Annotated in this window: 17 protein-coding genes; 9 read left to right on the top strand and 8 right to left on the bottom strand. The window is 71.4% G+C overall.

Annotated elements, in window-relative coordinates; all coding sequences use genetic code 11:
- Positions 1-26 precede the first annotated feature (26 nt).
- The gene (locus Aau02nite_RS30335) at positions 27-1,229 is read right to left on the bottom strand and encodes a cytochrome P450 (RefSeq protein WP_212992019.1); all 1,203 of its coding nucleotides are present in this window, start codon (positions 1,227-1,229) and stop codon (positions 27-29) included.
- 325 nt (positions 1,230-1,554) lie between these two features.
- Between Aau02nite_RS30335 and Aau02nite_RS30330 the strand changes: the two genes are divergently transcribed.
- Positions 1,555-1,974, top strand: a complete 420-nt coding sequence (locus Aau02nite_RS30330; RefSeq protein ID WP_212992018.1) for a DUF6069 family protein — start codon at positions 1,555-1,557, stop codon at positions 1,972-1,974.
- Positions 1,975-2,058: 84 nt separating this feature from the next.
- Here the strand turns inward: Aau02nite_RS30330 and Aau02nite_RS30325 are convergent, their stop codons facing one another.
- The 5 genes from Aau02nite_RS30325 to Aau02nite_RS30305 all read right to left on the bottom strand — a co-directional run bounded on the left by Aau02nite_RS30325 (position 2,059) and on the right by Aau02nite_RS30305 (position 11,486).
- A complete protein-coding gene (locus tag Aau02nite_RS30325; protein ID WP_212992017.1) occupies positions 2,059-2,895 on the bottom strand; it encodes an alpha/beta fold hydrolase in 837 nt (278 codons plus the stop codon).
- Positions 2,896-3,028: 133 nt separating this feature from the next.
- Entirely contained in the window at positions 3,029-3,481 is a 453-nt protein-coding gene (locus tag Aau02nite_RS30320) for an enediyne antibiotic chromoprotein (RefSeq protein WP_212992016.1), read from the bottom strand.
- A 157-nt stretch (positions 3,482-3,638) separates the two neighbouring features.
- The gene (locus Aau02nite_RS30315; protein WP_212992015.1) at positions 3,639-5,291 is read right to left on the bottom strand and encodes a (2,3-dihydroxybenzoyl)adenylate synthase; all 1,653 of its coding nucleotides are present in this window, start codon (positions 5,289-5,291) and stop codon (positions 3,639-3,641) included.
- Complete coding sequence (locus tag Aau02nite_RS30310) at positions 5,291-10,393, bottom strand: type I polyketide synthase (protein ID WP_212992014.1); 5,103 nt, start codon at positions 10,391-10,393, stop codon at positions 5,291-5,293. Before Aau02nite_RS30310 ends, Aau02nite_RS30315 begins: the two co-directional genes overlap by 1 nt.
- Before the next feature lie 46 nt (positions 10,394-10,439).
- Positions 10,440-11,486, bottom strand: a complete 1,047-nt coding sequence (locus Aau02nite_RS30305) for a methyltransferase (RefSeq protein ID WP_212992013.1) — start codon at positions 11,484-11,486, stop codon at positions 10,440-10,442.
- A 205-nt stretch (positions 11,487-11,691) separates the two neighbouring features.
- Between Aau02nite_RS30305 and Aau02nite_RS30300 the strand changes: the two genes are divergently transcribed.
- Entirely contained in the window at positions 11,692-13,368 is a 1,677-nt protein-coding gene (locus tag Aau02nite_RS30300; protein WP_212992012.1) for an FAD-dependent monooxygenase, read from the top strand.
- Between the two features lie 45 nt (positions 13,369-13,413).
- On the opposite strand, the gene Aau02nite_RS30295 is transcribed toward Aau02nite_RS30300, so the two are convergent.
- Positions 13,414-13,674 (bottom strand): phosphopantetheine-binding protein, encoded by a 261-nt coding sequence (locus tag Aau02nite_RS30295; RefSeq protein WP_212992011.1) that lies wholly within the window; start codon positions 13,672-13,674, stop codon positions 13,414-13,416.
- A gap of 170 nt (positions 13,675-13,844) precedes the next feature.
- Between Aau02nite_RS30295 and Aau02nite_RS30290 the strand changes: the two genes are divergently transcribed.
- The 6 genes from Aau02nite_RS30290 to Aau02nite_RS30265 all read left to right on the top strand — a co-directional run bounded on the left by Aau02nite_RS30290 (position 13,845) and on the right by Aau02nite_RS30265 (position 23,759).
- Complete coding sequence (locus Aau02nite_RS30290; RefSeq protein WP_212992010.1) at positions 13,845-16,940, top strand: AMP-binding protein; 3,096 nt, start codon at positions 13,845-13,847, stop codon at positions 16,938-16,940.
- On the top strand, positions 16,924-18,534 hold the full coding sequence (gene cmdF, locus Aau02nite_RS30285) for a tyrosine 2,3-aminomutase (protein WP_212992009.1): 1,611 nt from the start codon (positions 16,924-16,926) through the stop codon (positions 18,532-18,534). Before Aau02nite_RS30290 ends, cmdF begins: the two co-directional genes overlap by 17 nt.
- Before the next feature lie 40 nt (positions 18,535-18,574).
- The gene (locus Aau02nite_RS30280) at positions 18,575-20,080 is read left to right on the top strand and encodes a tryptophan 7-halogenase (protein ID WP_246595558.1); all 1,506 of its coding nucleotides are present in this window, start codon (positions 18,575-18,577) and stop codon (positions 20,078-20,080) included.
- A complete protein-coding gene (locus tag Aau02nite_RS30275) occupies positions 20,077-21,459 on the top strand; it encodes a condensation domain-containing protein (RefSeq protein ID WP_212992007.1) in 1,383 nt (460 codons plus the stop codon). The genes Aau02nite_RS30280 and Aau02nite_RS30275 overlap by 4 nt, the downstream gene beginning before the upstream one ends.
- Positions 21,460-21,588: 129 nt before the next feature.
- A complete protein-coding gene (locus Aau02nite_RS30270; RefSeq protein WP_212992006.1) occupies positions 21,589-22,302 on the top strand; it encodes a hypothetical protein in 714 nt (237 codons plus the stop codon).
- Positions 22,303-22,337: 35 nt separating this feature from the next.
- Positions 22,338-23,759 (top strand): nucleotide disphospho-sugar-binding domain-containing protein, encoded by a 1,422-nt coding sequence (locus tag Aau02nite_RS30265; RefSeq protein ID WP_212992005.1) that lies wholly within the window; start codon positions 22,338-22,340, stop codon positions 23,757-23,759.
- 68 nt (positions 23,760-23,827) lie between these two features.
- Here the strand turns inward: Aau02nite_RS30265 and Aau02nite_RS30260 are convergent, their stop codons facing one another.
- A complete protein-coding gene (locus Aau02nite_RS30260) occupies positions 23,828-25,372 on the bottom strand; it encodes a 4-hydroxyphenylacetate 3-hydroxylase family protein (RefSeq protein ID WP_212992004.1) in 1,545 nt (514 codons plus the stop codon).
- A gap of 328 nt (positions 25,373-25,700) precedes the next feature.
- On the opposite strand from Aau02nite_RS30260, the gene Aau02nite_RS30255 reads away from it, so the two are divergent.
- Complete coding sequence (locus Aau02nite_RS30255; protein WP_246595557.1) at positions 25,701-26,957, top strand: class I SAM-dependent methyltransferase; 1,257 nt, start codon at positions 25,701-25,703, stop codon at positions 26,955-26,957.
- Positions 26,958-26,972 lie beyond the last annotated feature (15 nt).

Genomic DNA, 26,972 nt, shown 5'->3' with positions numbered 1-26,972 from the left:
GGCGCTACCCCGTCATCGTCGACCGGCTACCAGGTGACTGGCAGGCTCTCCACCCGCTCCAGCGGACCGGTGACACTGGTGCGCACCTGCGCAGCGGGCACCGCGAGCCGCAACCCCGGCAGCCGGCGCGGAATCTCGCGGAAGACCAGCTCCAGCTCCAGCCGGGCCAGGTTCTGCCCGATGCACTGGTGCACGCCGTGTCCGAAACCCAGGTGGTGGCGGGGCTCGCGGCGCACATCGAGCTCCTCAGGGCGCGTCACCAGGTCCGTGGTGAAGTTGGCGGCGGCCGCACCGATGAGCACGCCCTCCCCAGCACGGATACGCACACCGGCGATGTCGATGTCCTCGACCGCCACCCGGGAGATGGCCTCGATCAGCGACACGTACCGCATGATCTCCTCGACTGCGCCGGCGGCAAGTCCGGGATCGTCGCGCAGGGCGGCGAACTGCTCCGGGTGCTCGAGCAGCGCCATGATGCCCAGCGAGATCACGTTGGCGGTGGTGTCCTGCCCGGCGATCAGCATGAGCATCGCATACTGGACCAGCTCGGCCCGCGTGAGGCGGCCATGGCGGACCTGCTCGGCGATCAGATCGTCGAGCAACCCGTCGCCGGGTCGCCGCAACTTGGCACCGACGACGTCGTCGAAGTACGCGGTCATGTCCGCCATCGCCTGCTCGGCGTGCGCCGCGTCCGGGTCGAACAGAGCCCGGGCGGGCTTCTCGAACGCCTCCCGGTCCTCGTAGGGCACGCCCATCAGCACGCAGATCGCCATCGACGGCACCGGGACGGAGAACGCCGAGACCAGATCGGCGCCCGGACCGGCGGCGATCATGGCGTCGATCCGCTCGTCCACGATGGCCTGCAGGACCGGTCGCAGTGTCTTCATCCGGCGCGCGGAGAAGCTGGAGATCAGCATCGCGCGCTGTCGGGTGTGCACGGGCGGGTCCACACCGATCAGCGCGTCGGTGTAGCCAGTGTCCTCCAGCCCGGCCATGTCGGGGCTGACGAACGGGAAGCCGTCGCGATGCGGGTCGATGGACACCCGCGGATCGGCGAGCAGCTGCCGGGCCTGCGCGAATCCGGTCACGAGCCAGGCTTCGCGGCCGTCGTACAGGGTGACTTTGGCGAGCGGTCCCCGCGCGCGGAGGGCGTCGTTGCGCGGCGACGGCCGGTACGGGCACTCACGCCCGATGGGATAGGCGGGTGCCTCGGTGTCCGGATCGGTCATCGGTTTCTCCTCTGCAGACGGGCGGCGAGGTCAGATGCTGCGGCGCCGCCAGCGCGCCCGAGGCCGATCGGTGTTGGTGTCCGCCGTCGGCGGCGCACCCGCGGCGTGGTTGGGCTCCTTGATGCGGTCATCGACGAAGGAACAGTGGTTTCGCATCGCGTGGTCTCCGCTCAGCAGGCGTGCCAGGGCCCCTTCAGCGTGGCGGGCACCGGTGCCGATGTCGTCTCCGGATGTGCGCTGGGAATTCCGGTGTGCACGTGTCTGAGCTGCGCATCGTGCGATATCCTGAGCGCGCCGGGGGGCATCTCGAAACGAAGGATGTGGAATGAATTCCACTGTGTCCACCGGAAATGCCTCGCGAACGGGCGCCGGGACCGTGAAGACGCGCGCGTTGACCGTGGCCGCGGCCGTGGTCGCCGCCGTGCTGCTCTGGATCATCGCCGTCCCGATCGCCGGCACCGACCTGTTGACCGAGACTGCCGCCGACAATCCCCCCGCCGAGGTGCCGTTAGCCGGTGTGATCATCTCCCCGCTGGTCATCGGCCTGGTCGGCTGGGGCCTGCTGGCCCTGCTCGAACGGTTCACCCCCAAGGGCCGCCTGATCTGGACGATCATCGCGGTGGTGGTGCTGCTGGTGTCGTTCGGCGGCCCCGCGACGGCCACCACGACCGGCGCAATGCTGTGGCTGTCGGCCATGCACGTGGTGGTCGGTGGCATCCTCATCGCCGGTTTCACCCGGCGCTGAGCCGTGCGGAACGTGCCTGCGCCGGGTCGGTGCGGGCACGTTCGCGCCGGCGACATTCCGCCGCACCAGCGGCGGTACCGCAGGTCAACCTGATAGCGCGTCGCGCAGGGCTGCGGCGAAGGCGAACGGGTGCGTGACGTGGGCCACGTGGCCACCGGGGAAGTGCCGCAGCGGCAGACCCAACGCGGCGGCGAGGGCCTCGTTGGGCCGGTACGCGAACTGGTCACGACCGGTGGTGCTGGCGGCCAGCACGAGCCGGTCCGCCGACGCCGCCAGCGCGCCCGTGTCGAGGCGGTGCCCGGGGAAGGTGCGTACCTCGTGCTCGAACCAGAAGAGCAGATTGCGCCGCAGCCGCTCCAGCAACTCCTCGAGCAGCTGCGGCGGTAGCTCCGAGCCGGGGGGTGGGCGGGTCTCGGCACCGAGACCCACGTGCGCTCTGAAGGCTTCCTTGGCGGCGGCTAGCCCTTCGGCGCGGTAGGTGGCGTAGAGGTTGTCGTAGTAGGCGAGCCAGTGGTCGGCGTCCGGCAGCACCGAGGCCAGCGGCGGCTCGTGGGAGACCAGTCGTCGGACCCGCCCGGGGTGCCTCTGCAGCAGGGACAGCGCGACGATGCCGCCGGAGCAGCTGCCGAAGACGTCCGCGTGCCCGCCGCCGAGCTGGTCGATCAGATGCCTGGCGTCGGACACGTCGTCGTCGACGCGGCGGGCGTCGTCCACGTCGGTGAACACCCTGCTGCGTGAGAAGCCTCGCCGGTCGTAGGTGATGACGGTGTACTGCCGGGCCAGGTCGTCGGCCATCGGGGCGAAGGGGGCGGCGTCGCCGTTGCCGGTGGGGATGAGCAGCAGAGGCGGGCCGTCGCCGCGTACCTCGTAGTAGATGCTCGCGTCCGGCAGGCTCAGCCGGCCGGTCCTCGGGGTGGGCATGCGTGCCTCCAGGAAGCAGATGTCCCTTAACGGTAGGCAGCAGCCGCCGCGCGAGGCATCTCCCGGCGAGCGCACTGCGGACGGCAAAGCGCCGGACCGGCAGAGGCCGGCCCGGCGCTTCGGTGCGGGTGTGTCAGGCGAAGCTGATCGACGTTCCGGCGGCGTCGCCGACCTCGTTGAACATGCCGATACCGCATTCGACGACAGTGCAGTCGACCGCCGGTCCCGGCTCGCCGTCGGGGCCGACGGTGCCCGGGAAGGTGCGGGCCACCGTCATCGACGCCGTGGCGGTGCCGTCGGCTGCGGGGCTGACGGTGACCAGGCCCGCCTCGTTGCAAGAGAAGACGTCGCCGACCACGCCACACTGGCCGATGGTGTACGTCGTCCCGACCTGCAGGCCGGTCGCGGTCACAGCGATGGCCGCCCCGTCGGTGAGACCGGTCGACGGGCTGACCGAGACGGCGGCCGCAAGTGCCTCGGATTCGGCGGCACCGGCCATCGGGGCGGCGAAGGTGACGGTGGCGGCGACCATCGCGGTGGCGGCGGCACCGGTGAGGAGACGACGCTTGATCGTGTTCACGGACACGTGAGCTCCATTCGCTGGATGAGAGGTGTTCTCGTGCTGTCTGACGGCGCACTCCGGAGCGCAGTACAACCGGTCGGCCCAACCGGTTCTAACTGTTATGACGATGCGCGGACTGCCAACTCATCGGTCCTGCGCCAACAATCTCCCGCGAAACACCTCAAGCGTCGCTTAAGGTAGCGCTTACCAGGGCGCGGAGCCTGGCCTTGTCCGGCTTGCCCACCGGGGTGTGCGGCAGCTGATCGACCACGACCAGGTGTTCCGGTGCCTTGAATGCCGCCACACCGCGCGCGGTGAGGAACGCCCTGACCGCCGTCAGAGTCAGCGAGCGCTCCGGATGCAGCCGTACCACGGCGCAGACCCGCTCGCCCACCATCGGATCCGGCACCGCGACAGCGGCCACCTCGGCCACCTCGGGCAGCTCCTGCAGCAGCTGCTCGATCTCACCGGCGGAGATCTTCTCGCCGCCGCGGTTGATCAGATCCTTAACCCGCCCGCACACCACGACGTGGCCGGCCGCGGTGATCCGTACCAGATCGCCGGTGCGGTACCAGCCGTCGGTGGTGAACGACTCCGCATTCTGCTGAGGGGCCCGGTAGTAGCCGCGTGGCGTGTATGGCCCCCGGGTCAGCAGCTCACCGATCCCGCCGGGCGGCACCGGCGTGCCGTCACGGTCCACGACCAGCAGCTCGTCGTAGGCACTGATCGGCGCCCCCTGCGTCATGGTCGCCACCTCGTCCGTGGCGTCCGGCCGGGTGTAACAGATCAGGCCCTCGGCCATGCCGTACACCTGCTGCAGTCCGCAGCCCAGCGCCGGACGGATCCGCGCCGCGACATCCGGCGAGAGCATCGATCCGCCCACCTGCACGTACCGCAGGCTGCTGAGGTCGTGGCGGGTCGCCGCGGCGGCGTCCATCCAGCGCAGTACGACAGCCGGCACCGCTGCCGTCACCGTGACCCGTTCGGCCTCGATGGCGGCGAACACCGCGTCCGGGCGCGGAGAGCCGACCATCACGACCCGGCCACCGGCGGCCAGTGTGCCGAGGATGCCGGGATTGGCCAGCGGGAAGTTGTGCCCGGCGGGCAGCGCCGCCAGATAGACCGTCCGCGCGTCGAAGGCGCAGGCTGCCACCGCGCAGCGGATGTTGTATGCGTAGTCGTCGTGGGTCCGCGCGATGACCTTGGGCACGGCTGTCGTGCCGCCGGACAACAGGAACACCGCGACCTCCGCCCCGGTGGGCGCACGCACATCCAGGCGCTCGCGCCGCTGGGCTGCGTCGTCGCCGGGTGCCGGCTCGAGCAGATCGCCGAGTCGGGCACTGGCCTCCCGGCGCGGCTCACCACAGACCAGCACGCGTGCCTTGTCGGCCAGTCGGGGCAGCACCCGGTGGGCCAGGGCCTCGTGGTCGTAACTACGCCACATGCCGGGCACGATGACCGCACGGGCGTCGACATGCGCCCCGATCGCGCCCAGCTCGCTCTCCCGGTGCGGCGGCAGCATCATCACCGGGGCCACGTCGGCGCGCAGACAGGCCAGCAACACCACGACGAACTCCCAGGTGTTGGGCAGCTGCACGAGCGCGCTGTCACCGCGGCGCAGCCCGAGCCGGTCCAGGCCCTCGGCCAGCCGGTCGGCGAGCACGGCCAGCTCCCGATAGGTCAGCCGACGGGTGTCGTCGGCCACCGCCACCCGATCGGGGTGGTCATCGGCCCATCGCCACAGTTGTGCGCCGAGGGACTCGCCGCGCCAGCATCCGGCGGCGCGGTAGGCGTGGGCGAGGTCTGCGGGCCACGGCACGACATCGGAGGCCATTACGAATCTCCTTCCGCGGCATCCGGCGCCGCCGGCAGCAGCGCGCCGGCGTAGGCGGCGATGCCGTCGACGGTGGGCTGATCCCACAGCAGCGTGGCGGGAAGTGCCACGGAGAAGTCCTGCTGCAACCGGTGGCGGACCCGGGTGGTCATGAGCGAGTCGAGACCCATCTCGGTCAGGGGACGGTGACTGTCGATGTCCGCGGCGCTCAGCCCCGACTCCTCGGCCACCCGGCGGGTCACCGCGTCGACGAGTGCGGCATGCCGCTCGGCACCCTTGAGCGCGACCCACGGTGCGTCGGCATGCGCCGGTGCCGTCCGGACCACCGCCACGGTGGCGAGCTCGCGCAGCAACGGTGTCCGGGGCGGCTCACCCGCGCTCGGTGGAAGCACCCGCAGCACGGCCGCGTAGGCGTCGTCGCCGCCGGTCAGCCGCTCCCAGGCGTCGAACGCCTCAGCGGCGGTGATGTCCGCCGTGCCGTGCGCGGCCAGCTCGAGGTCGATCGCCTCGGACGAGGTCGACATGCCCAGCCCGCGCCACGACGTCCAGCCGATCGCCAGGCTGCCCCGGTCACCGGCCGCGCGCCGGTGAGCGGCGAGTGTGTCCAGGTACGCGTTGGCGGTGGCATACGACGCCTGGCCGGGCAGACCCAGCAACTGCCCGGCGGAGGAGAACATGACGAAGAAGTCCACGCTGCCCGGCGGGAAAAGCGTGTGCAGCACCCGCGCGCCGCTCACCTTGGGACGCATGACCGTGCGCAGCGACACCTCGTCAAGGTCACGCAGCAGGCGGTTGTCGAGCACCCCGGCGGCGTGCACGATGCCCCGGATCGCCGGCAGCCCGAGCGCGGACGGGTCGAGCAGCCGGCGCGCCGCGGCGGCGTCGGCGATGTCCAGGGCGAGCGGGCGGACCGTGACGCCGAGTCGTTCCAGCGCGACCACCGCGTCGATGCGGGCCCGCACACCCGGGTCGGACACCTCGTCCCAGCGCTCGCGCGGCGGTAAACCGTCGCGACCGGCGAGAACGAGGCGACGGGCGCCGCGTCCGGCCAGCCACCGGGCCACCTCCAGCCCGAGCACGCCCAGGCCGCCGGTGACCAGGTACGTGGCGCCGGGATCACAATGCTGGTCGCTGACGGCCATCGAGCCGGCCCGCGCACGCAGGCGTGGCACGCTCGCCACACCGCCGCGTACGGCCACTACGTCCTCGCCGCGAATCGTGCGCAGCACCTCAGCGACGGCGTCGGCGTCGGCGGGATCCGCTCCGATGTCGACGACGCCGCCCCACAGCCCGGGCTGCTCACCACCGATGATCCGGCCCAGTCCCCATAGCGCGCCCTGATCCACCGCCGTAGCGGCGTGAGCCTCCAAGACGCCCTCGGTGATCGCCCACAGCCGTGTGACCGCCGGGTGCCCGGCGGTGCGGGCCAGCAGCCAGGCTGCGTCCTCCGCGACCGGCGGGGGCACCACCACGACCGTGGCCGGTGCCCGCAGCCCCTCCGGGGAATCGAGCACGGGAGAGCCGAGCGCGGCGGCCAGCCGGGTGCGTAGCGGCGACGGTGGCCCGAGCACGACCAGCTCCGACCTGTCCTGCTCGTGCGGTGCGGCCGCGGCGGCGGGGCGCCATCCGAGGGTGTACACCAGTGTGGCGTCCTGCTCACCGGTCTCCATCCGGCCGTAACGCAGCTGCTTGAGGCGCGCCACCGGCGCGCCGGCGGTGTCGGTGATGTCGATGTCCACCATTTCCGCGCCGGTGCGGTGCACCGTGACCCGTGCCGAGCGCGGCGCGCTCGACGCGAGCGTAATCCGTTCCAGGTGCGCGGGCATGCGCAGCACCGCAGCGCCGGGGAAGACGACCGACGCGATCGACAGTGCGGCATCGAGGATGGGCGCCCACCGGTGCGGGCCGTACGAGCCGCCGTCCAGGTCCACCGCGGCGCTCAGCACGTCGGGGCCGCGGCGCAGCGACCGTACGTTCCACGCGAAGCCCATGGCGGCGACCCCGAGGGTGGACAGCCGGTCCACGACGTATTCCGGTGCCAGCAGCTCCTCGGCCTCAACGGTGTCGGCGGCGTCCGGCAACCCGGCGTGGGTCACGACCGTGGCGGTCGTGTGGGTCAGCCATCCACGGTCGTCGTCGTGGTCGCCGGCGATCCGTGAACTGAGTCGTAGCGCGCTGTCCTGCAACGACACCTGCAGGTCACGGCGCTGGGCCAGGCTCACCGGCACGCGCAGTGCCACGTCGGTCAGGTCCGGCCAGGCGCGCCGCGCCGACGCCGCCGCGAAGAACGTCTCCAGCAGCACGGCAGCGGGCACGATTTCGACCCCGCGGACCGGATGGCGCCCGGGATACGGCCTCGACGCCAGATCGACCACTGTGGACCAAGCCTCGACCACACTGGTGCCGCGCACGCTGACCTGTTGGCCCAGCAGCGTGTGCGACAGCGGATCATGGGTCGTCACCGCCGGGCGCTGCGCCGGTTCATCGACCCAGTACGGCTTGTGCTGCCAGGCGGTTCCCGGCAGGTCGGCCAGCTCGCGACGCGGCCACAGCGCGGCCCAATCGACCTCCGCGCCGTGGCAGTACAGCTGGGCGGCGGAGCTCAGCAGGCTCCGCAGCTCCGGTCGGCCACGGCGCAGCGAGATGCCCACGTACGCGTCGCGGATCCCGAGCGAGGCGAGGGTGTCTTCGACGGAGTGTGCCACCACCGGGTGCGCGGAGATCTCCACGAAGAGCCGGTAGCCGTCCTCGGCGGCGGCGGTGACCGCGCCGGCCAGACGGACCTGGTCGCGCAGGTTACGCGCCCAGTAGGCACCGTCGCGGGCCGTGGTGGAGCGCGGATCCTCCATGGCCGTGCTGTAGACCCGGATCCGTGGCTGGCGCGGCGCGAGGTCGTGCGCAGCCGCGGCGAGCTTGTCGAGCAGCGGATCCATCTGCGGGCCGTGGAAGGCCACGTCGGAGTCGACCATCCGCACTGCGAACCCGTCGGCGCGCCACTGTTCCCTCAGCTCCGCCACGGCGGCCGGGGCGCCGGAGACAACCGTCCAGCCGGGCGATGCGGCGATGGCGACCACCACGTCGTCGCGGGCGCCGAGTCGGCGCTGCGCCTCGTCCGGAGCGATGTTGACCATCGCCATCGCGCCCGCGCCGATGGCCGGGCGCAGCAGCACCGACCGCCGGCAGACCAACCGGGCGCCCTCCTCCAACGTCAGCATGCCGGCGGTCACGGCAGCGGCGATCTCACCTACCGAGTGGCCGATGACCGCGTCCGGGCGTACGCCCGCCGTCCGCCACGCCGCACCCAGCGCGACCTGCACCGCGAAGATCATCGGCTGCACCACATCCACCGGCTGGCTCTGGTCGGCGGCCAGCAGGCCGCGCAGCGAGAACCCCAGCTCCGCGGCAAAGACGGGCTCCAGCCGGTCGATGACCGCGGCGAAGACCGGATGCTCGGCGACGAGTTCCCGGCCCATGCCGGTCCACTGCGAGCCGTGCCCGGAGAAGACCCACACCACGCCACGCCCGGCGTACGGGAGCACCTGACCGGTCACGGCGTTACGCGCCTGCGCGGCCACTTCACGCAGGCCGGTGACCAGTTCGCTGCGGTCGCCGGCCATGACGGCGGCGCGCTCCGGCAGGTGCGAGCGCCGCAGCGCGAGGGTGTGACCTACGGCGGCCAGTGACGCGTCATCGCCGACGAGCCGGTCCGCCAGCTGTCCGGCCTGCTCGGCCAGCGCCTGCGGGGTCGCCGCCGACAGCGGGTAGAGGTTCACCCCGTCGTCGTGGGCGGCGTCGGGGTCGATCGTCGCCGGTGCCGGAGCCTGCTCCAGGATGACGTGCGCGATGGTGCCGCCGTATCCGAACCCGGAGACCCCGGCGCGGCGCGGACCCGGCCCGTCGGGCCAGGCGGTGAGCTCGGTGGCCACCCGCAGGCCGGTGGCGTCCCAGTCGATCGCCGGGTTCGGCCGGGTCACGTTGAGACTCGCCGGGACAGTGCCGTGACGCAGCGCCAGGACCGCCTTGATCACACCGGCCACGCCGGAGCCTGCCTCCAGGTGGCCGATGTTCGGCTTGACCGAGCCGATCAGGCAAGGCGAGCCACGCCCGACGCCGAACACCGACGCCATGGCGGCCGCCTCCAGCGGATCACCGACCCGGGTGCCGGTGCCGTGCGCCTCCACGTAGTCGACGGTCGCCGGGTCGATCCCGGACGCGGCATACGCTCTGCGCAGCAGGTACATCTGGGCGTCGGCGTCCGGCGCCATGATGCCGTTGGTCCGGCCGTCCTGACGCACGGCGCTGCCGCGCACCACCGCCAGCACCCGGTCACCGTCACGCTCGGCGTCGCGCAGCAGCTTGAGCACCACCACGCCGCCGCCCTCGCCGCGGCCGTACCCGTCGGCCGTGGCGTCGAAGGACTTGCTGCGCCCATCCGGCGAGGTAGCGCCCGCCGCGTCCAGCACCAGCGACAGGCCGGGTGCCGCCATGACCAGCACGCCGCCGGCCAACGCGAGTTCGCACTCCCCGGCACGCAGCGCCTGCGCCGCGAGGTGGATGGCGACCAGCGACGATGAGCAGGCCGTGTCCACCGCGACGCTGGGCCCGCGCAGGTCGAGTGCGTACGAGACGCGGTTGGCCACCGCGCAGTAGGCGCTGCCGATGCCGGTCCACGCCTCGATGCTGGGCAGGTCCTCCAGCAGCCGGCGGCCGTAGTCGTCGGCGCCCACGCCCATGAACACGGCGGCATCGGTACCAGCCAGCTCACGCGGGGGCACCCCGGCATGCTCGAGTGCCTCCCAGGCCAGCTCCAGCACGATGCGCTGCTGAGGATCCATCAACGTCGCCTCGCGCGGCGTGACGTCGAAGAACTCCGCGTCGAAGCCCTTGATGTCGTCGAGGAACGATCCCGTGGCAGGAGCGTCACGTACGGCGGCGGCGTGCGCGGGACTCTGCCGGGCGTAGAACTGCCAGCGTTCGGCCGGCACCTGGCCGATCGTGTCGCGGCCGGCGCTCAGCAGCTCCCAGAAGTCCTCGGGCGACGTGACGCCGCCGGCGAACCGGCAGGACATGCCGATGATGGCGATGGGCTCGGGTGTTGGCATCAAGTTCTCCTTGGGCGCGCCAGATCTGGTGTGGGCGGCGGCTGTCTCAGCGGTGACCGACGACCAGGGCATGGCTGAAGCCGAAGCCGTCGTGCCGCTCGGCCCGGGTGAATCCCGCGGCGAGCACGGCGCGCTCCATGTCGGCTGCGGAGTAGGCCATGCCCTCCCCGGAGGCCAGCGTGAGGAAGTACGCCGACAGGAACCCGGCGCTCAGCGGACCGGTGCCCGCGTCGTCGGAGACGAAGTTGTAGACGAGGCACCGGCCACCCTCGGCGAGCGCGGCGCGGCAGCGGCGCAGCAGCTCCACGTTGCGTTCCAGCGACCAGATCTCGAAGATGTGAAAGACGAGGATGATGTCGTGCCCGCCGGGCAGCTCGCCGGTGAACAGATCCCCGGCGTGGAACCGGATCCGTCGCCGCAGATCAGGGTCGCTCAGGCGCTGCGCCGCCAGCTCGACGACGCTGCCCTGGTCGAAGACGGTCGCCTCGAGCCCGGGGTAACGAGTGGCCAGGGCGATGCTGTTGGAGCCGTCCCCGCCGCCGAGGTCCAGCACCCGGCGTGCGTCGCTGAGATCGTAGGCGTCGAGGAACTGTCCGATGGACTTGCGCGACGCGTCGCCCATGTTGGCGTAGAAGACGTGCTGCAGCTCCGGGTGCGCCCCGAGCCGTTCGTAGAGCGTCGAGCCGGGACCGTCGATGTGGCGCAGGCCGACGTTGGTGCCCTTGCGCACGGCCTCGCTCAGCTCGCCCATCGCCGCGTTGATCACCCGGTCCTGCACGTCGATCAACGCCCCGAGGTAACGCGGAGCGGCGCGCAGCAGCTTGGCCCGGACCAGCTCCGTGTTGACGTAGCGGCCCTCGCGCAGCTCGATCAGACGCAGACCGGCCAGCCCGAGCAACAACACCCGGGCGGGTTGCTCGGGCACGCCCAGTGCCGTGGCGACGCCCGGCACGTCGAGCCCGCCGTCGGTTTCCAGCCGCTCGAACAGCTCCAGCTCAAGCCCGGTACGCAGCAGCTCGAACGCCGTGGTGCCGTGTATGAGGATCCGTAAATAGTCGGCTTGGGAGAGGGTGATGTCGCGTTCGGTGGCCATCGTTCTCCGCTCAAGGCATGCAGATGGGTCGCCCGCGGCAGGGCGCGGCGACGGGATGGCACCGATCGTGGCGTCGACGCCGCGGCCCTGGCACCTTCCGGGGTGCGCCGCCGGGACGCCGGTCCGCTGCGCACTGCGGAAGGTGCGCGGCTGTCCGGCAGCCCGGGAGGATCACCAACGACTTCGCTGCGGAAGGCGGTTCCTCGTGCGCGACTCAACAGGCGGTGGCGGCCGGGTCACCATCGTGGGTGCCGGCCCGGCGGGACTGTTCCTTGCCCGTACGGTGCGGCTCCGGTCACCGGGCACCGTCGTCGACGTCTACGACCGGCTGGGCGCCGCGGGCGCCTCCGGCTTCGGCGTCTCGCTGTCCGAGCGCACCCTGCGTGCGGTGGCCGAACACGACCCCGAAACCCATCAGCTGATCACCGCGGCGAGCGTGGCGCAACGCGGGATCACGGTGCGGCTCGCCTCGCGGTCGGTGACCTACCCCGGCTTCGAGGTCAGCACCATCTCCCGCCACGCGCTGCTGTCGGTGCTGCGCGACCAGGCCGACGCGGCCGGTGCCCGTCTGCACTACGGACACGAGCTACAGCCCGGCGAGGCGTCCGGGGACGTGGTTGCGGTGGCTGACGGCACCGCCTCGACGCATCGCGACGCCTTGCGGCAGGAGTTCGGAACCCGTACACGCACCGGGGCGGCCCGCTTCATCTGGCTCGGTACCACCGCGGACATCGGTGACACGGCGGTGATGGCCTTCGAGCGCACCAGCGCCGGGCCGATGGCGGTGCACATGTACGCCTACGGCGGCGGGATGAGCACCGTCGTGGTCGAGATGGACGACGACACCTGGCGCCGTGCCGGGCTCGATCAGGCAGTGCAACCGAGCGGCGCCATCGACGCCAAGGCACTGGCCTTCCTCGCCGGCGTCTTCGCCGTCCCCCTCAAAGGCTGCCCGCTGATCAGCGCCGCGAGCCGCTGGCGGCGTTTCACGGTGGTGGAGAACGCTCGATGGTCGCACGGCGCAACCGTGCTGCTCGGCGATGCCGCGCACACCGCCCACTTCACCGTCGGTTCGGGCACCAAACTCGCCCTCGAGGACGCGCTCGCCCTCGGAGCGGCGCTGAGCACCCACGAGCGTCCTGCCGACGCGTTCGCGGAATACGAACGCCGGCGCCGGCCGGCGGTCGGGCGTACCCAGCGCTGGGCGGCACCCAGCATGCGCTGGTGGGAGACGTACGGCACCCGGCTGCACCTGCCCGTGGAGCAGTTCGGGCTGAATTTCCTGACCCGCACGCCGGCGATGACCTACCCTGCCTTGCGGCGGCGCTGCCCGCAGCGTCTCGAGGAGGCGGAGACCGCGTTCCGGCGTGCCGCCGGCGAACGGGAACCGGCGGACTCCGGCAACGCCGTCACCACCCCGCTGAGCATTGCCGGGCTGCGCATCGCCGGGCGGCTGGCCGTACCGGCGGCGCCCGGCCCGGTCCCGCGCACCGGCACGATGCGCCCCGGCCCGGGCGGTCTCGTCCTGCTGGGCGAGCAGATCACACCGCACCGCTTCGCCACCCTCTACTGCGGATCGGCCGTCGAGGTGCTCCTGAACCGGGCCCGAGTGCTCCGCAGGCATGGCGTGAGCCTGTTCCTGGTGCTCGCCGACCTCGGCAGGACCGGTTGGTGGGAGCGCACTCTGCACGACGCCGAGCTGATCCGCGCGCGGACCGGCACGCCCGTCGCGGTCGCCGTGCCTTCCGGCTGGGAGTACGACCTGGCCCGGGACGTGACGGTCGACCCCTGGCCGTACCGGATCCATCTGGCGCTGATCGCCGGCCGCATCGATCTTGTGGTGCCGCTGCCGCTGCCCGCGGCCCAGCGCGAACAGGCCTGAGCGCGACGCCGGCTGCGCGGGCCGGCGGCCCGCGCAGCCGGCAGCTCAGGCGCTGTGCGAGGTGCCGGCCAGCACCATGGCGACGAAGGTACGCAGATCGGGATCCTCGAACAGCGTGGCCACGTCTACGTCCAGACCGAGTTCGTCCTCGATGCGCGCCACGATGCGCACCGCTGAGATGGACTGCCCGTGCAGTTCCAGGAAGGTCGCGCCGGTACGGTCAGCACCGTCGCCCAGCACGTCACGCCAGATGCCGGCGATGCGCCGCTCCAGCTCGGCCGGGGTCCGTTCGTCGGGGCTCAGCATGTGGTTGTCCCTCACTCTTCTCGGCTCTGATCGCTGCGGGAAACGCTGGTAGTCAGGGTCGGCGCGGCGCCGGGCCGGTCGCATCTTCGCCGATGCGCACCGCGCGAGCGGCGCCGCACTTGGCAAGATGCCTCCGCTTCCGCCTTCCCAGAAGACTGCAAGGCGTGGAGATGCGAACACCTCTGGAAACATCCGCGGCGCCAGACGACGGCGACCCGGCGGTGGTGTCGCGTGTCCAGGAAGGACTGTGGTTCCTCAGCCGGCTATGGCCGCCGCGGATCCCGCTCACGCTCGCCCGGGCCTACCGCATCGAGGGACCCGTCGACCGGAAGCTGCTGCGCGAGGCGTGGGAAGCTGTGCAGCGCCGCCACGAGGCGCTGCGGTCGTCCCTGCACGACGCCGGTGGCGTTCCCGTGCCACGCATCGCGCCGGCTCCGCACGCCGACGGGTTCCGCTTCGTTGATCTGCACGACACCCGCGGACCGCAGGCCGAGCACGCGGCAGCGCTGAACGAGCCGCTCGACCTCGCGCACGGTCCGGCCGCCCGGCTCACCCTGATCGCCGTCGACGAGCAGGAGCACCTGCTGATCCTCGTCGCTCACCGTGCCGTCGCCGACGAGGATTCCCTGTCCGTCGCGATCGACCAACTGTGCCGGGGGTACGCAGACGGCGAGCAACCCATCGGCACGCGTCAGTACACCGACCACGCCCGGCAGGAACGGGCCGCTGAGCGTGGCCCCGGTGAGCACCGGCTGGCCCGGTGGTGGGCCACGAACCTGCGGACCACCGTCCACCCGCCCGGGCGACGCGTCACGCAACCAGCTCGGACGCTGCGCGTCGACTGGGGCACACAGCTGGGCGACGCCCTGCGGATGCTGGCCCGGGCCGAGGGGACCCGGCCGCTGTCCGTGGTTCTCGCCGGCCTGCACGTGCTGCTGGCGCGCCACCAGGGCCACTACGGCACCACGGTCGCCCTCCCAGTCTCCCTGCGCGGTCCTGACGATCAGGACGTGATCGGGCCGTTCACCACCGTGCAACCGGTCGCCGCCGACCTGTCCGACACCCCGCGGTTCGACGAACTCGTGCGCCGGCTGACAGCGACGGTCCGCGACACCGCCGTGCGCCGCCGGATGCCGTTCCCCAGGCTGGTGCGGGCGGTGAACCCGCCCCGCCCGCCGTCCGGGCTGCCGCTGGGTGAGGTGTTGCTGAGCGCCGAGGAGGTTCCGGACACGCCCCGGACCCCGGGACTGCGGTGGTATCGCGCGCACGCCCAGACCGGGTCGCCGGTCGCCGGGCTGTCGCTGCGCATCGACGGCACCGGAGCGGAGGTGACCTACGCGCCGCAGTTTCTCGGTGAGGATGAGGCGCTGGGACTGCTGGACCAGCTGCGCACGCTGCTGAGCGTCGCCGTTCGCGATCCCGGCGCGCGGATCGACGACCTTCCGCTGGAGCCACCGGTCACGGTGGCTCAAACCGTCGCGGATCCCGGCGGCGATGACACGGTCATCGACCTCATCGCCGCGCAGGCTGCCCGGCAGCCGGCCGCGACGGCGGTCGACGGCGACGAACCGTTGACCTACGGCCGGCTGTGGGAACGTTCCGGGACGCTGGCGGCGCGCCTGCCGGACGCCGGGCTGATCCGCGGCGCGGCCGTCGCGGTGTACCTGGCCCACGGACCCCGTCAGGTCACCGCGTCGCTGGCCGTGCTGCGGGCCGGCGGGTCCGTGAGCTGGCTCGCTCCGGGCGACGCCGGGGAGCGCGCCCGGCTGGTCATCGACGATCTGCGCCCACCCCTGATGCTCGTGGACGGTGCCGATCCGGGCGCCGCCGCGCTGGCGGGCTGGTACCGCGAGCAGGGTTACGGCGCGGTCCTGGCGATCACCGATGACGACGGCAGCCCTGCGACGACCGAGGCGGCGCCGGTGGAACCGGATGCGCCGGCGTACGCCGCCTACACCTCCGGCTCCAGCGGCCGGCCCAAGGGGATCGCGCAGACCCATCGGGCACTGGCCCAGTTCGCGACCTGGCTGGCCACCGCCCTGCGCCTGGGACAGGCGACCCGGCTCGCGCTGTGGGTGGCCGTCGAACACGATCCCAGCATCTGCGAGACCTTCGCGACGCTGGTCGCCGGTGGCACCCTGTGCCCGGTACCGGAGCGGGTCCGCAAGCACCCGGAGCGCTTCGCCGCCTGGCTGGCCCAGGAACGGATCACCGCCCTGCAGATCGTGCCGACCTTCGCCCGGGAACTCGTGCGGTCGCTGGCCGAGCGAGACGCCGACAGCGGCCTGGAGGTGCTCGTGCTGATGGGAGAGGCGCTGCCCGGTCACCTCGCCACCGCCGCCGCGGCGACGCTGCCCATCACCCGCCTGCTCAACCTCTACGGCCCGACCGAGACGATCGCCGCCACCTGGCACGAGCTGGACGCCACGGATCCCGGCGACGTGGTCCCGATCGGCCGGGAGATCCCCGGACGAGAGGTCCTCGTCCTGGACCCGCACGACCGGCCCTGCCCGCGAGGTGTCGTTGGCGAGCTGGTGATACGCAGCCCGTACGCGATCCGGACCTACCTGGGCCATGCCGCCGGCCCGCGCCCGGCGTTTCGGCCGGTGACCGGCCTGGCCGCCGAACCGCCCACCTACCGCACCGGTGACCTGGCTCGGCGCACCTTCACCGGCGACCTGCAGTACGCCGGCCGCCGCGACCACCAGGTCAAACTCGCCGGCAGCCGGGTGGAGCTGACCGCCGTCGAGGCCGCGCTCACCGAGCTGCCGTCCGTCGCGGACTGTGCCGTGCTGCCCGTCACCGGTCCCGGCGGGCTCGTCGACCGCCTGGTCGCCTACGTCGTCGTGGCGGGCGCCGCCGATCCCGGCGGCTGGCGCGCCCACCTTCGACGCCGCTTCGGTCCTGCCCTGCTGCGCCTGACGTTCGCCGCGATCGAGGTCGTGCCGCGCAACGTCGCCGGCAAGGTGGACCGGGCGCGCCTGCCGGTGCCCGGGGTCGCCGACGACCCCGGGCACCGGCCGTTGACCGAGCCGCACCGCCGGATGGCGGCGCTGTGGGCGGCCGCCGGCGTCGACAGCCACGGCGAGAATACCGATTTCTTCGCCGCCGGCGGAGACTCCGCGGCGCTGCTGCGGGTAGCGGCGGCGACCGGCACGGACGTAAGGGACCTGTTGGATCACGCCACGGTCGCCGGCATGGCGGCCGTGGTCGAGAACGCTGACGCCGAGCAGAGATGGGATGCACAGCATGGCCACCACGAATAGGAACACCGCCCGGGTCGCGCTCAACGGCACCACGCTGACGGCCGAGGACGTCCGCCGGGTCGCCGAATGGGGCGCGCGCTGTTCGGTGCCGCAGGACGCGCTCAACGCGGCGGCCTTCAGCCGGGAGCAGTTCGAGAAGCTTGTCCGCGGCGGCGTGCCCGTCTACGGCGTGACCACCGGCTACGGCGAAATGATCTACATGATGGTGGATCCGTCGAAGGAAGTGGAACTGCAGACGAACCTGGTCCGCAGCCACAGTGCCGGCGTCGGCCCCCTGTTCTCCGCGATCGAGTCCCGCGCCATCCTCACCGCCCGGCTCAATGCCCTGGCCAAGGGCTACTCGGCGGTCCGCCCGGAGCTGATCACCCGGCTCGAGACGTACCTCAACCTGGGCATCACCCCGGCTATCCCCGAGATCGGTTCGCTGGGCGCAAGCGGGGATCTGGCCCCGCTCTCACACATCGCCAGCACCGTGCTCGGCGAGGGATACGTGCTCAGCGACGGCGTTGCGGTGCCCACCGCACAGGTGCTTCAGACACATGGACTGCAGCCGATGGAACTGCGCTTCAAGGAAGGCCTGGCGCTGATCAACGGCACCTCGGCGATGACCGGCCTGGGCGCGCTGGTCGTGGTCCGCGCCATGGAACAGGTCCGCCAGGCGGAGATCATCTCGGCGTTCGTGATCGAGACGCTGCAGGGCTCGATGGGACCGTTCGAGAGCGAGGGCCATGACATCGCCAAGCCGCACACCGGCCAGATCGAGTCCGCCGCCAACATGCGCTCGCTGCTCGGCGACAGCGCGCTGACCGTCTCGCACGCCGAGCTGCGGCACCAGTTCGCCGAGCGCAAGAACCCCGACCAGGCCGTCCAGCGCACGGACTTCTACCTGCAGAAGGCGTACTCCCTGCGCGCGGTGCCCCAGGTGCTCGGCGCGGTGCGCGACACCCTGGCGCACGCGCAGCGCGTCGTGGAGACCGAGCTGAACTCGGCCAACGACAACCCGCTGTTCTTCGGAGGCGGCGAGGTCTTCCACGGCGCCAACTTCCACGGCCAGCCGGTCGCCTTCGTCATGGACTACCTGACGATCGCGCTCACCCAGCTCGGCGTGATCTCGGAGCGGCGCACCAACCGGATGCTCAACCGCCACCTCAGCTACGGCCTGCCCGAGTTCCTGGTCGCCGGCGAGCCCGGCCTCAACAGCGGCTTCGCCGGCGCCCAGTACCCGGCGACCGCGCTGGTCGCCGAGAATCGCACCATCGGCCCCGCTAGCACCCAGAGCGTGCCGTCCAACGGCGACAACCAGGACATCGTCAGCATGGGACTGATCTCGGCCCGCAACGCACGCCGGGTGCTGAACAACAACGACCTGATCCTGGCCGTCGAGCTGCTCGCCGCGGCCCAGGCCGTCGACGTCTCCGGACGCCACGACGGGCTCAGCACCGCCGGACGCGCCGCGTACGAGCTCACCCGCTCGATCGCGCCCACCCTCGATGTCGACCGTTACATGTCCGACGACATCCAGGCCATCGGCGGTGCCCTCTCCCGGGGTGAGCTGCTGAGCGCCGTCACGGCGGCACAGGTGGAGCTGTGCTGACCCGGCCCGCAAACCGTCCACCCGGCGAGAGGAACCGATGATGAGTGACACCGCGCGAGACGACTACGACCTCGTGGTGGTCGGTGGCGGGCCCAGTGGCTCGACCGTGGCGACCCTGGTGGCCATGCAGGGCCACCGGGTGCTGCTGCTGGAGAAGGAGACCTTCCCTCGCTACCAGATCGGCGAGTCCCTGCTGCCGTCCACGGTGCACGGCATCTGCCGGCTGCTCGGCGTCACCGACGAGCTCAAGGCGGCCGCCTTCATGGTCAAGCGGGGCGGCACCTTCCGGTGGGGTCGCAACGAGCAGCCCTGGACGTTCGCTTTCGGCATCTCCTCGCGGATGTCCGGCGACGCCGCGACCGCGTATCAGGTCGAGCGGATGAAGTTCGACCAGATCTTGCTCGACAACGCCCGGCGCAAGGGCGTCGAGGTACGCGAGCAGGTCTCCGTGCTCGACGTCGTCGAGCACGAGGGCCGTGTCATCGGTGTGCGCGCCACCGGTCCCGACGGTGCCGCACAGGAGATTCGCGCCCGTTGGGTCGTCGACGCCTCCGGCCACAAGAGCAGGATCCACCGCCGGGTCGGCGGGCCACGCCACTACTCGGACTACTTCCGCAACCTGGCACTGTTCGCCTACTTCGAGGGCGGGCGCCGGCTGCCCGCGCCGAACCAGGGCAACATCCTCGCCGCTGCGTTCAAGTCCGGCTGGTTCTGGTACATCCCGCTCACCGACACGCTCACCAGCGTCGGTGTCGTCCTGCACAGTGACGCGCTGGAGCGGGCCCAGGGCGACCGCGAGGCCGCCCTGGCCGAACTGATCGCCGAATGCCCGCTCATCGCCGAGTTCCTCGCCGACGCCAAGCGGGTCACGACGGGACCCTACGGCGAGATCCGCATCCGCAAGGACTGGTCATACCTCAAGGACGAGTTCACCCGGCCGGGCATGATGCTCGTGGGCGACGCCGCCTGCTTCATCGACCCCGTCTTCTCCTCCGGCGTACATCTGGCCACGCTCAGCGCCCTGCTGGCCGCCCGCACCATCAACACCTGCCTGGCCGGCGATGTGGACGAACAGCAATGTCTCACCGAGTTCGAAACGCGATACCGCCGCGAATACCGGCTCTTCCACGACTTCCTCGTCGCGTTCTACGACACTCACGAGGACGAGGACTCCTACTTCTGGAAAGCGAAGAAGGTCAGCGACAACCGCACCGCCAGCGCCCAGGAGTCCTTCGTCGAGCTGGTGGGCGGAGTCGCGTCTAGCGAGAACGCGCTCATCGCCAGCGCCGCGACGCCGCGCCGGCGTGACGCCGACGCGAGGGATCTGGCCGCGGTCGTGGACACGGCGGTCGAAATCGCGGGTGAGGACCGAGACCTGCTGCGCACATCGATGATGCGCGGAGTGCTCCGCGAGGGCGTGCGCGTGCAGACGCAGGCCGTGACCGGCGGCAACACCGACGAGCAGATACCGGTGCGCGACGGCGGGCTGGTGCCCTCCCCGGACGGCATGCACTGGTCGTGGCCGGCCGGCGGTGCCGCGACGTGACCGGGCCGACGTTGTGGAGCGGTCCGGACGCGGCCACCGGCCTGGCCACCGCGGGTGGCTTCGCACTGTCCAGCCAACAGCGCTTCCTGCACCTGGTGGACAAGGGCGACGGCTTCGGCCCGTTCGGTCCGCGCTACACCATCGTCGGTGGATGGCGGCTCACCGGCGCCGTCGACGACGGCCGGCTGCGCGCCGCGCTCGGCGACGTGATCAACAGGCACGAGGCGTTGCGGACGACGATCGTGCGCGACACGGCCGGCGCCGGGCAGCTCACCCAGGACGTGGCGGCACCGGACCTGACCGTGCTGAGCCTGACCGGCGGATCGCCGCGGGGCCGGGACCGGCGCGCCGAGGAACTACTCAACGAGATCGAGGCTCAGGAACTGCAGCCGGACAGGGTGCCCGTGCTGCGTGCCGTGCTGGCCCGCTTCGACGGCGACGACGCGGTGCTCGTGCTGGCGGCTCACCACACCGCGGTCGACGGATGGTCCATCCAGGTCGTCGTCCGCGATCTCGCCGCGTGCTACGCCGCCCGCGGAGCCGGCAGCGAACCTGAGCTGCCCGTCGTGCGCCAGTACCGCCACTACGTGCGCTGGCAGCAGCAGTCGGTCGACGAGCCACAGGTGGCCCGGGCGCGCCGATTCTGGCGCGACAACCTCGCCGGGGCGCAGGTCACCCCGCTGCGGATGGACCTGCCACGTAGCCTGCAGACCCCCGGCACCACCGCCTGGTACCGCTACGAGAGCGGTGCGGGTGTGCAGGCCGCCGTCCGCGCGTACGCTGCCGCGCAGCGCAGCTCCCCCTTCATGGTGCTGCTGGCCGCCTACCTGCTGCACCTGCGAGAGAACACCGGCACCGACGACGTGGTCGTGCCGACGTTCGCGGCGGGGCGTCGACCGGCGTGGACGGCGGAGATGGTCGGGTCGTTCTTCAACATGCTGCCGTTACGGGTCGACCTCGGCGGCTGCCGGGACTTCGCGGCCGTCGTCGCCCGGGTCCGAGCGCAGTGCCTGGCGGCGTACACCCACGAGCTGCCGTTCCTCGACATCCTCGGCGAAGCACCCGACCTGATGCGCGCCGCCGCCGAGGAGTGGCACGCGTCGTGCGTCTTCCAGCTCGTCCAGTCCCCGTACATAGCGGTGGGGGAGCGGGTCGGGGACATCGGCTACCGGGCCATGCGCCGGCGCCTGCTGTCGCAGGCGCGTGGCTCGCAGATTCCCGACGGGGCGCTGTGGGCGATCGAATTCGACGCCCAGGGCCGCACGTTCGGCAGCATCGGGTACGGCCGCGGCCAGTTCCGCCAGCAGTCCATCGACGACCTGGTAACCGGCTACAACCGCACCCTGGCCCGGCTGCTTGACAGTCCGGAACGCCTGTAGGCGCCGCGGCGCCGCACCGGCGAAGGTGCTCCCGGCGGCGCCCGGCAGGACCATGAGAGTGCTCATTCACCCAGTTTCCCGGCCGGTGCGCGTACGCACCGGCCGGGAGCCCCATGCCTGGAGGTGGCGATGCCCGCAGAGGCAACCCTGACCGAGTTCCCCCACCCACTCACCGACCGCGGCGGGCCCAGCCCCGAGGCGGAGGTGGCGGCCGTGTTCCGCCTCGTCGCGGCCCGCCGGCCGGCGGCCACGTCGTTGCTGGAGGCCTCCGAGGCCGCCGGCACGTACCTGACCCAGCTCGGGCGCCGCTTCGAGCATGTCGAAGTCGTCACCACCGCAGCCGCCGTCGGCGCGGCCGCACACCGGGCGCTGCCCTCGGCGGCGATCCACGAAACCGCAGTCGAGGACCTGGACCTGCCGCGCCGTTTCGACGTGGCCACGGCGCTGGGCACGGCGCTGGCCACACTGCCGCTGTCAGGTCTGGTTTCCGCGGTGACGGTGCTCGCCCGGCACCTCAACCCCGGCGGTCTGCTCCTGATCGAGCCGTTCTGGCTGCCCGATCACGCGACCCGCAGGTCCACGGATGCCCGGACCGGACGTGACGAGCACGGTCGGACCGTGTCGGCGGTCTACCAGGGCGCACCGCGCGACGGCGGGCACGTCGTGCAGCGCCATGCGCTGATCGCCGACCACGACGGCGTCCGGCACATCAGCGACACGCGGACCCTGTACGCCTTCGGGCACGCCGACTACGCGACCGCGCTCGCCGCGGCCGGCTGTGGCATGGACTTCCTGCCCACCGGCCTCGCCGGCCGCCCGCTCGTCGTCGGTGTGCGCCGCTAACCGTCTCCATCCCTGCCAGCCGCGAGGAAGTGCTCATGCGAGTCCTGTTCGCTGTCGACCCGTCGATCGCCCACCTCTACCCGATGGTGCCCATGGCCTGGGCCCTGCAGAACGCCGGACACGAGGTCCGGCTGGCCTCGTTCGGCGGCTTCACCGACCGCATCGCCGAGACCGGCCTGACACCGGTGCAGCTCGGTGACGCCGCCTGGGCGGCGCGCGTCGCCGACGACCCGCTGGAGCCCAACGGCCCGGTCGATGCCCAGCGCTACGCCGACATCATGGGTCTCAACGCCGAGGAACGCGAGTACTGGTACCTGTTCTACCAATACCTGCTGACCCCGATCTCGGACTACCTGCGCGTCGATCGCCCCGAGGCGCAGGAGCTCGTCAAATTCGCTCAGGACTGGAAGCCCGACCTGGTCGTCTGGGACCTGACCCAGGCCGCCGGCGCGATCGCCGCACGGGCCTGCGGAGCCGCCTCCGCCCGGCTGGTCTTCGCCTGGGATCCGGTCGGCTGGAGCCTGGACCGGCTCGCCGGGCATGCCGACGAGCTGCGCGACGCCGGCCTCGACGAAAACCCCCTCGCCACCGTGGTACGCCCCCTCGCTGACCGCTTCGGCGTCGAACTGGACCAGGAGCTGCTGGTCGGGCAATGGACCCTGGACACCGCTCCGCCGGGTCTGAGCCTGCCCACCACCACCAAGAAGGTGCCGTTGCGATACGTGCCGTACAACGGTGCGGCCACGGTCCCGCAATGGCTGCTCGAACCACCCACCCGCCCGCGCATCTGCCTGACGCTCGGCGAGTCGTACCGTCGGTTCATCCGCGGTGACTTCGACCGGACGCCGATGCTGCTCGAGGCGCTCGCAGAGCTCGACGTGGAGGTGGTGGCCACCCTCAACGACGTCCAGCTCGACGGCGCGGAACCACCGGCCAACGTGCGCCTGGTGGAATACCTGCCGCTGAACCTGATCCTGCCGACCTGCTCGGCCGTCATCCACCACGGCGGCCTCGGCACCTTCCAGGCGTCCATCGCGGCGAACCTGCCCCAGCTGGTCTGCGACACCCTCGAGAGCATCATGCTGCGCTTCGAGGAGCCCGACGCCGCCGAGGACGGCACCCAGGACGACATCGGCGTCTACCGCTCCGGCGTGGAGTACGGGGTACGCGACCCCGAGGAGGCCCCCAAGGAGACGATCCGCTGGGTGATGCCGGCCAAAAAGCTGGAGGCGACCCCCATCTCCAACTACGTCATCTCCCGGGGCGCTGGGGTACGGCTCAACCACCACGCGAACACCGTCTCCGAACTGCGCGAGACCATCGCCCACGTGCTGCAGGACCCGGCCTTCAAGCGGGGAGCGCAGGCGGTGCACGACGTGTGGCAGGCCCTGCCCGGCCCGGCCGATGTCGTGCCGGTCCTCGAGACCCTGACCGCGGAGGCCCGCCGGCGCCGCTGAATCGCCCCCTACCGGACGACAGAACGCCGGCGCCGGATGATCCGGCGCCGGCGTTGTCGTGTTCGCGGTCAGTCGTTGAGAAGGTCGTAGCCGCGCCGCCGGAGCTTCGCGAAGTCCGACAGGTCCGGCACGGTCCACCCGTCCAGGTCGTACTCACCGAGGCAGTCGTCGACGAACGACTTGTACTGCTGCACCCGACCGCCGGCCAGGCCCGCGGCCAGCACCTCCACCCTGGTGTTCTCGTGGTTGCCGGCGTAGTTGCGCTCGTACAGCTCGTGCCGGCCGCCGAACTCGGATCCGACCGCGTCCCACAGCAGTTTCATCACCTTGACCCGCTGCTGGGCGTCCGCGCCCTGTGAACCCCGCAGGTACTTGTCGAGGTACGGCCGCGTGTCGTTGTTGCGGAAGTCATCGGCGCTCGAGGTGGTGTAGATGAGTCCGCTGGCGACGTCCTGCAGCACGATCTCGCGGACCCGCGGATAACCGGTCTGCATGAACCACCGATATGCCATGCCGTACAACGGGTTCGGCAGCACCGCACCGTTGTGCCACGGGGTCGGATTGCGTGCCGCCGCGTCCGACAGCGCAGCGAACATGTCGCGCCAGGCCAACACCTCGCCCAGACGCGCCTGTACACCGCGGAAGTCCGCCGTACCGTTGATCTCCAGGGCTTTGGCCAGCAGCCCGGCCAGGAACTCCAGCTTGACCGTCAGCCGGGTGCAGCCGTGGAACGTGAACCGCTCGGTGAACCCCGAGTTGCCCGCGAACGACTGGACCTTGGCCACATCGCCGTAGATGAAGACGTTCTCCCAGGGGATCAGCACCTTGTCGAGCACGAAGACGGTGTCGTTCTCGTCGAAGCGTGACGAGAGCGGATAGTCGAACGGGCTGCCGGTCATCGCCGCCGAGGCACCGTACGACGGGCGGCAGATCATCTTCACGCCGGACGCGTCGAGCGGCACGGTGGCCACCAGCGCGAATTCCCGCTTGGCCACCGGCAGCCCGTAGTGGGCCAGGAACGTGGCATGCGACAGCGGCGCGCCGGTGGCGACAACCTTGGCGCCGCTGACCACCAGCCCGGCGTCCGTCTCTTTCTCCACGTGCACGAAGACGTCGCCGACCTCGTCGATGCGCCGTGAGCGATCCACCGGCGGATGCACGATGGCGTGGCTCCAGTAGAGGACCTTCTCCTGCGCACGGCGGTACCAGGCGCGGGCGTTCGCCTCGAACGGGGCGTAGAAATCGGCGTTCGCACCCAGCGTGCCCAGAAACGACGCCTTGTAGTCCGGGCTGCGGCCCAGCCAGCCGTAGCTCATCCGGGCCCACTGCCGAATGGCGACCTGGTCGGCCACCAGGTCTGCGGCGTTGTGCGGCGTGGTGAAGAAACGGTGCGTCCAGCCGGCGCCGCCGCCGTCGAGAGGCGCCGTCAGCAGGTCGCGCTGCAGCGGGTCGTGCAGCGAGTCGTACAGCCGGGCCGTCATCCGGATCGGGTTGTAGAACGCGGGATGGGCGGTGACATCACGCACGCGGTCGCCGTAGAGATAGACCTCGCGGCCGTCGCGCAGGCTCTCGATGTACTCCGCGCCGGTCAGCGGACGGGTGGCGGCCGTCATCGCCCGGTCTCGCGGTAGGTGGGTCCGAGCCGGCGCGGCATGGCGATCTCCTTCAGTCGTGGGTAGGCCGTCGACGACCGCGCACAGGCCGGGCGGGTCCGCGCCGCGGCGTCGACCGGCCCGCTGCCGTTGCCGCGGCGGCGGGCCGGTGGCCCACGTGAATTCTCGTTTCCGCGACACGGCCGGGCACCTTCGCCAGTGCCCTGTCGTCTGCGCCCGCCACGCACACCGCCGTGGTAGAGCAACCTCGGATGCGCTGCGGACAGCCCGGCGACCCGACGATGGCAAGGCGGCGTCGCCGTGCTCCGTTCCGAAGGCGCATTGGGGAGTGTGGATCGAATTGAACGACAACGACGTGTCCGGCGAGCCGACGGCCTGCCGGGTGTGCGGCGGGCCCGTGCGCCGCTGCCTGGATCTCGGGCGCCAGCCGGTGTCGAACGCCTTCCTGCTGCCCGAGCAGATCGCCGATGAGGCGTTCTTCCGCCTGGAGGTGGGCATCTGTACGCGCTGCACGCTGGTGCAGCAGCTGGACGTGGTCGCGCACGAGCGGATGTTCAGGCCGGACTACCCGTACCGCTCGTCGACCTCGGCCCGGCTGCGCCGGCATTTCGCCGATGTCGCGCGGACGCTGCACACCACCGAGCTGACCGGCCCGGACGACCTGGTGGTCGAGGTGGGCAGCAACGACGGGATCATGCTGCGGACGCTGAGTGATGCCGGCGTACGCCACCTCGGGGTGGACCCGTGTGTCGGTGCCGGCGACACCGCGGCCCAGGGCGGGGTCCGCATCCGGATCGACTACTTCAACGAGCGCAGCGCCGCGGAGATCCGTCGTACCGACGGGCCCGCGAAGGTCATCTTCTCGGCGAACACCATCAGCCACATCGCCGACCTCGGGTCCGTGTTCGGCGGTGTCGACGCGTTGCTCACTGCAGATGGTGTCTTCGTCTTCGAGGACCGCTATCTCGCCGACATCATCGCCCACACCACCTTCGACCAGATCTACGACGAACACGTGTACCTGCTCGCGGTGCGCTCCGTCAGCGAGGTGGCCGCGGTGTTCGGCTTCGAGCTGATCGACGCGCAACGGCTGGGCGTACACGGCGGGTCCATGAGGTACACCGTCGCGCGCGCCGGCGCGCGGCCGCGCACCGCCCGGGTGGATCAGCTGATCGGCGAGGAACGCGCGCTGGGGCTGGGAGACCCGGCCACGTTCGCCGGTTTCGGTGCCCGGCTCGACGTCATCGGCAAGGACCTCGTCGCGCTGCTCACCGAGCTTCGCTCGGCCGGCATGCGGGTCGCCGGGTACGGCGCGACGTCGAAGAGCGCGACGGTGACCAACTACTGCGGGATCGGTACCGACCTGGTCCCGGTCATCTACGACACCACTCCGGAGAAGCAGGGCCGGCTCACTCCCGGCGCGCACATCCCGGTGGAGTCGGCGGCGCGTTTCACCGACCCGTATCCGGACTACGCGCTGCTGTTCGCCTGGAACCACGCCGAGGAGATCATCGAACGGGAGCGCGAGTTCCGCGACCGCGGTGGTCGCTGGATCCTCTACGTGCCCGACGTGCATCTGCTGTGAAGCGATAGGAACGGG

This window comes from Actinoplanes auranticolor, from assembly GCF_018332655.1.
Taxonomy (GTDB): Bacteria; Actinomycetota; Actinomycetes; order Mycobacteriales; family Micromonosporaceae; genus Actinoplanes; species Actinoplanes auranticolor.
Note: the sequence above shows the minus strand (reverse complement) of the source record. Positions and strands in the feature narration are given on the sequence as shown.

What these genes read in the sequence shown, in the direction of transcription:
- Aau02nite_RS30335 (WP_212992019.1), bottom strand. Translation starts at nt 1,229, where the DNA reads ATGACCGATCCGGACACCGAGGCACCCGCCTATCCCATCGGGCGTGAG.
- Aau02nite_RS30265 (WP_212992005.1), top strand. Translation starts at nt 22,338, where the DNA reads ATGCGAGTCCTGTTCGCTGTCGACCCGTCGATCGCCCACCTCTACCCG.
- Aau02nite_RS30295 (WP_212992011.1), bottom strand. Translation starts at nt 13,674, where the DNA reads ATGCTGAGCCCCGACGAACGGACCCCGGCCGAGCTGGAGCGGCGCATC.
- Aau02nite_RS30260 (WP_212992004.1), bottom strand. Translation starts at nt 25,372, where the DNA reads ATGACGGCCGCCACCCGTCCGCTGACCGGCGCGGAGTACATCGAGAGC.
- Aau02nite_RS30330 (WP_212992018.1), top strand. Translation starts at nt 1,555, where the DNA reads ATGAATTCCACTGTGTCCACCGGAAATGCCTCGCGAACGGGCGCCGGG.
- Aau02nite_RS30325 (WP_212992017.1), bottom strand. Translation starts at nt 2,895, where the DNA reads ATGCCCACCCCGAGGACCGGCCGGCTGAGCCTGCCGGACGCGAGCATC.
- Aau02nite_RS30270 (WP_212992006.1), top strand. Translation starts at nt 21,589, where the DNA reads ATGCCCGCAGAGGCAACCCTGACCGAGTTCCCCCACCCACTCACCGAC.
- Aau02nite_RS30310 (WP_212992014.1), bottom strand. Translation starts at nt 10,393, where the DNA reads ATGCCAACACCCGAGCCCATCGCCATCATCGGCATGTCCTGCCGGTTC.
- Aau02nite_RS30315 (WP_212992015.1), bottom strand. Translation starts at nt 5,291, where the DNA reads ATGGCCTCCGATGTCGTGCCGTGGCCCGCAGACCTCGCCCACGCCTAC.
- Aau02nite_RS30280 (WP_246595558.1), top strand. Translation starts at nt 18,575, where the DNA reads ATGAGTGACACCGCGCGAGACGACTACGACCTCGTGGTGGTCGGTGGC.
- Aau02nite_RS30305 (WP_212992013.1), bottom strand. Translation starts at nt 11,486, where the DNA reads ATGGCCACCGAACGCGACATCACCCTCTCCCAAGCCGACTATTTACGG.
- Aau02nite_RS30290 (WP_212992010.1), top strand. Translation starts at nt 13,845, where the DNA reads ATGCGAACACCTCTGGAAACATCCGCGGCGCCAGACGACGGCGACCCG.
- cmdF (WP_212992009.1), top strand. Translation starts at nt 16,924, where the DNA reads ATGGCCACCACGAATAGGAACACCGCCCGGGTCGCGCTCAACGGCACC.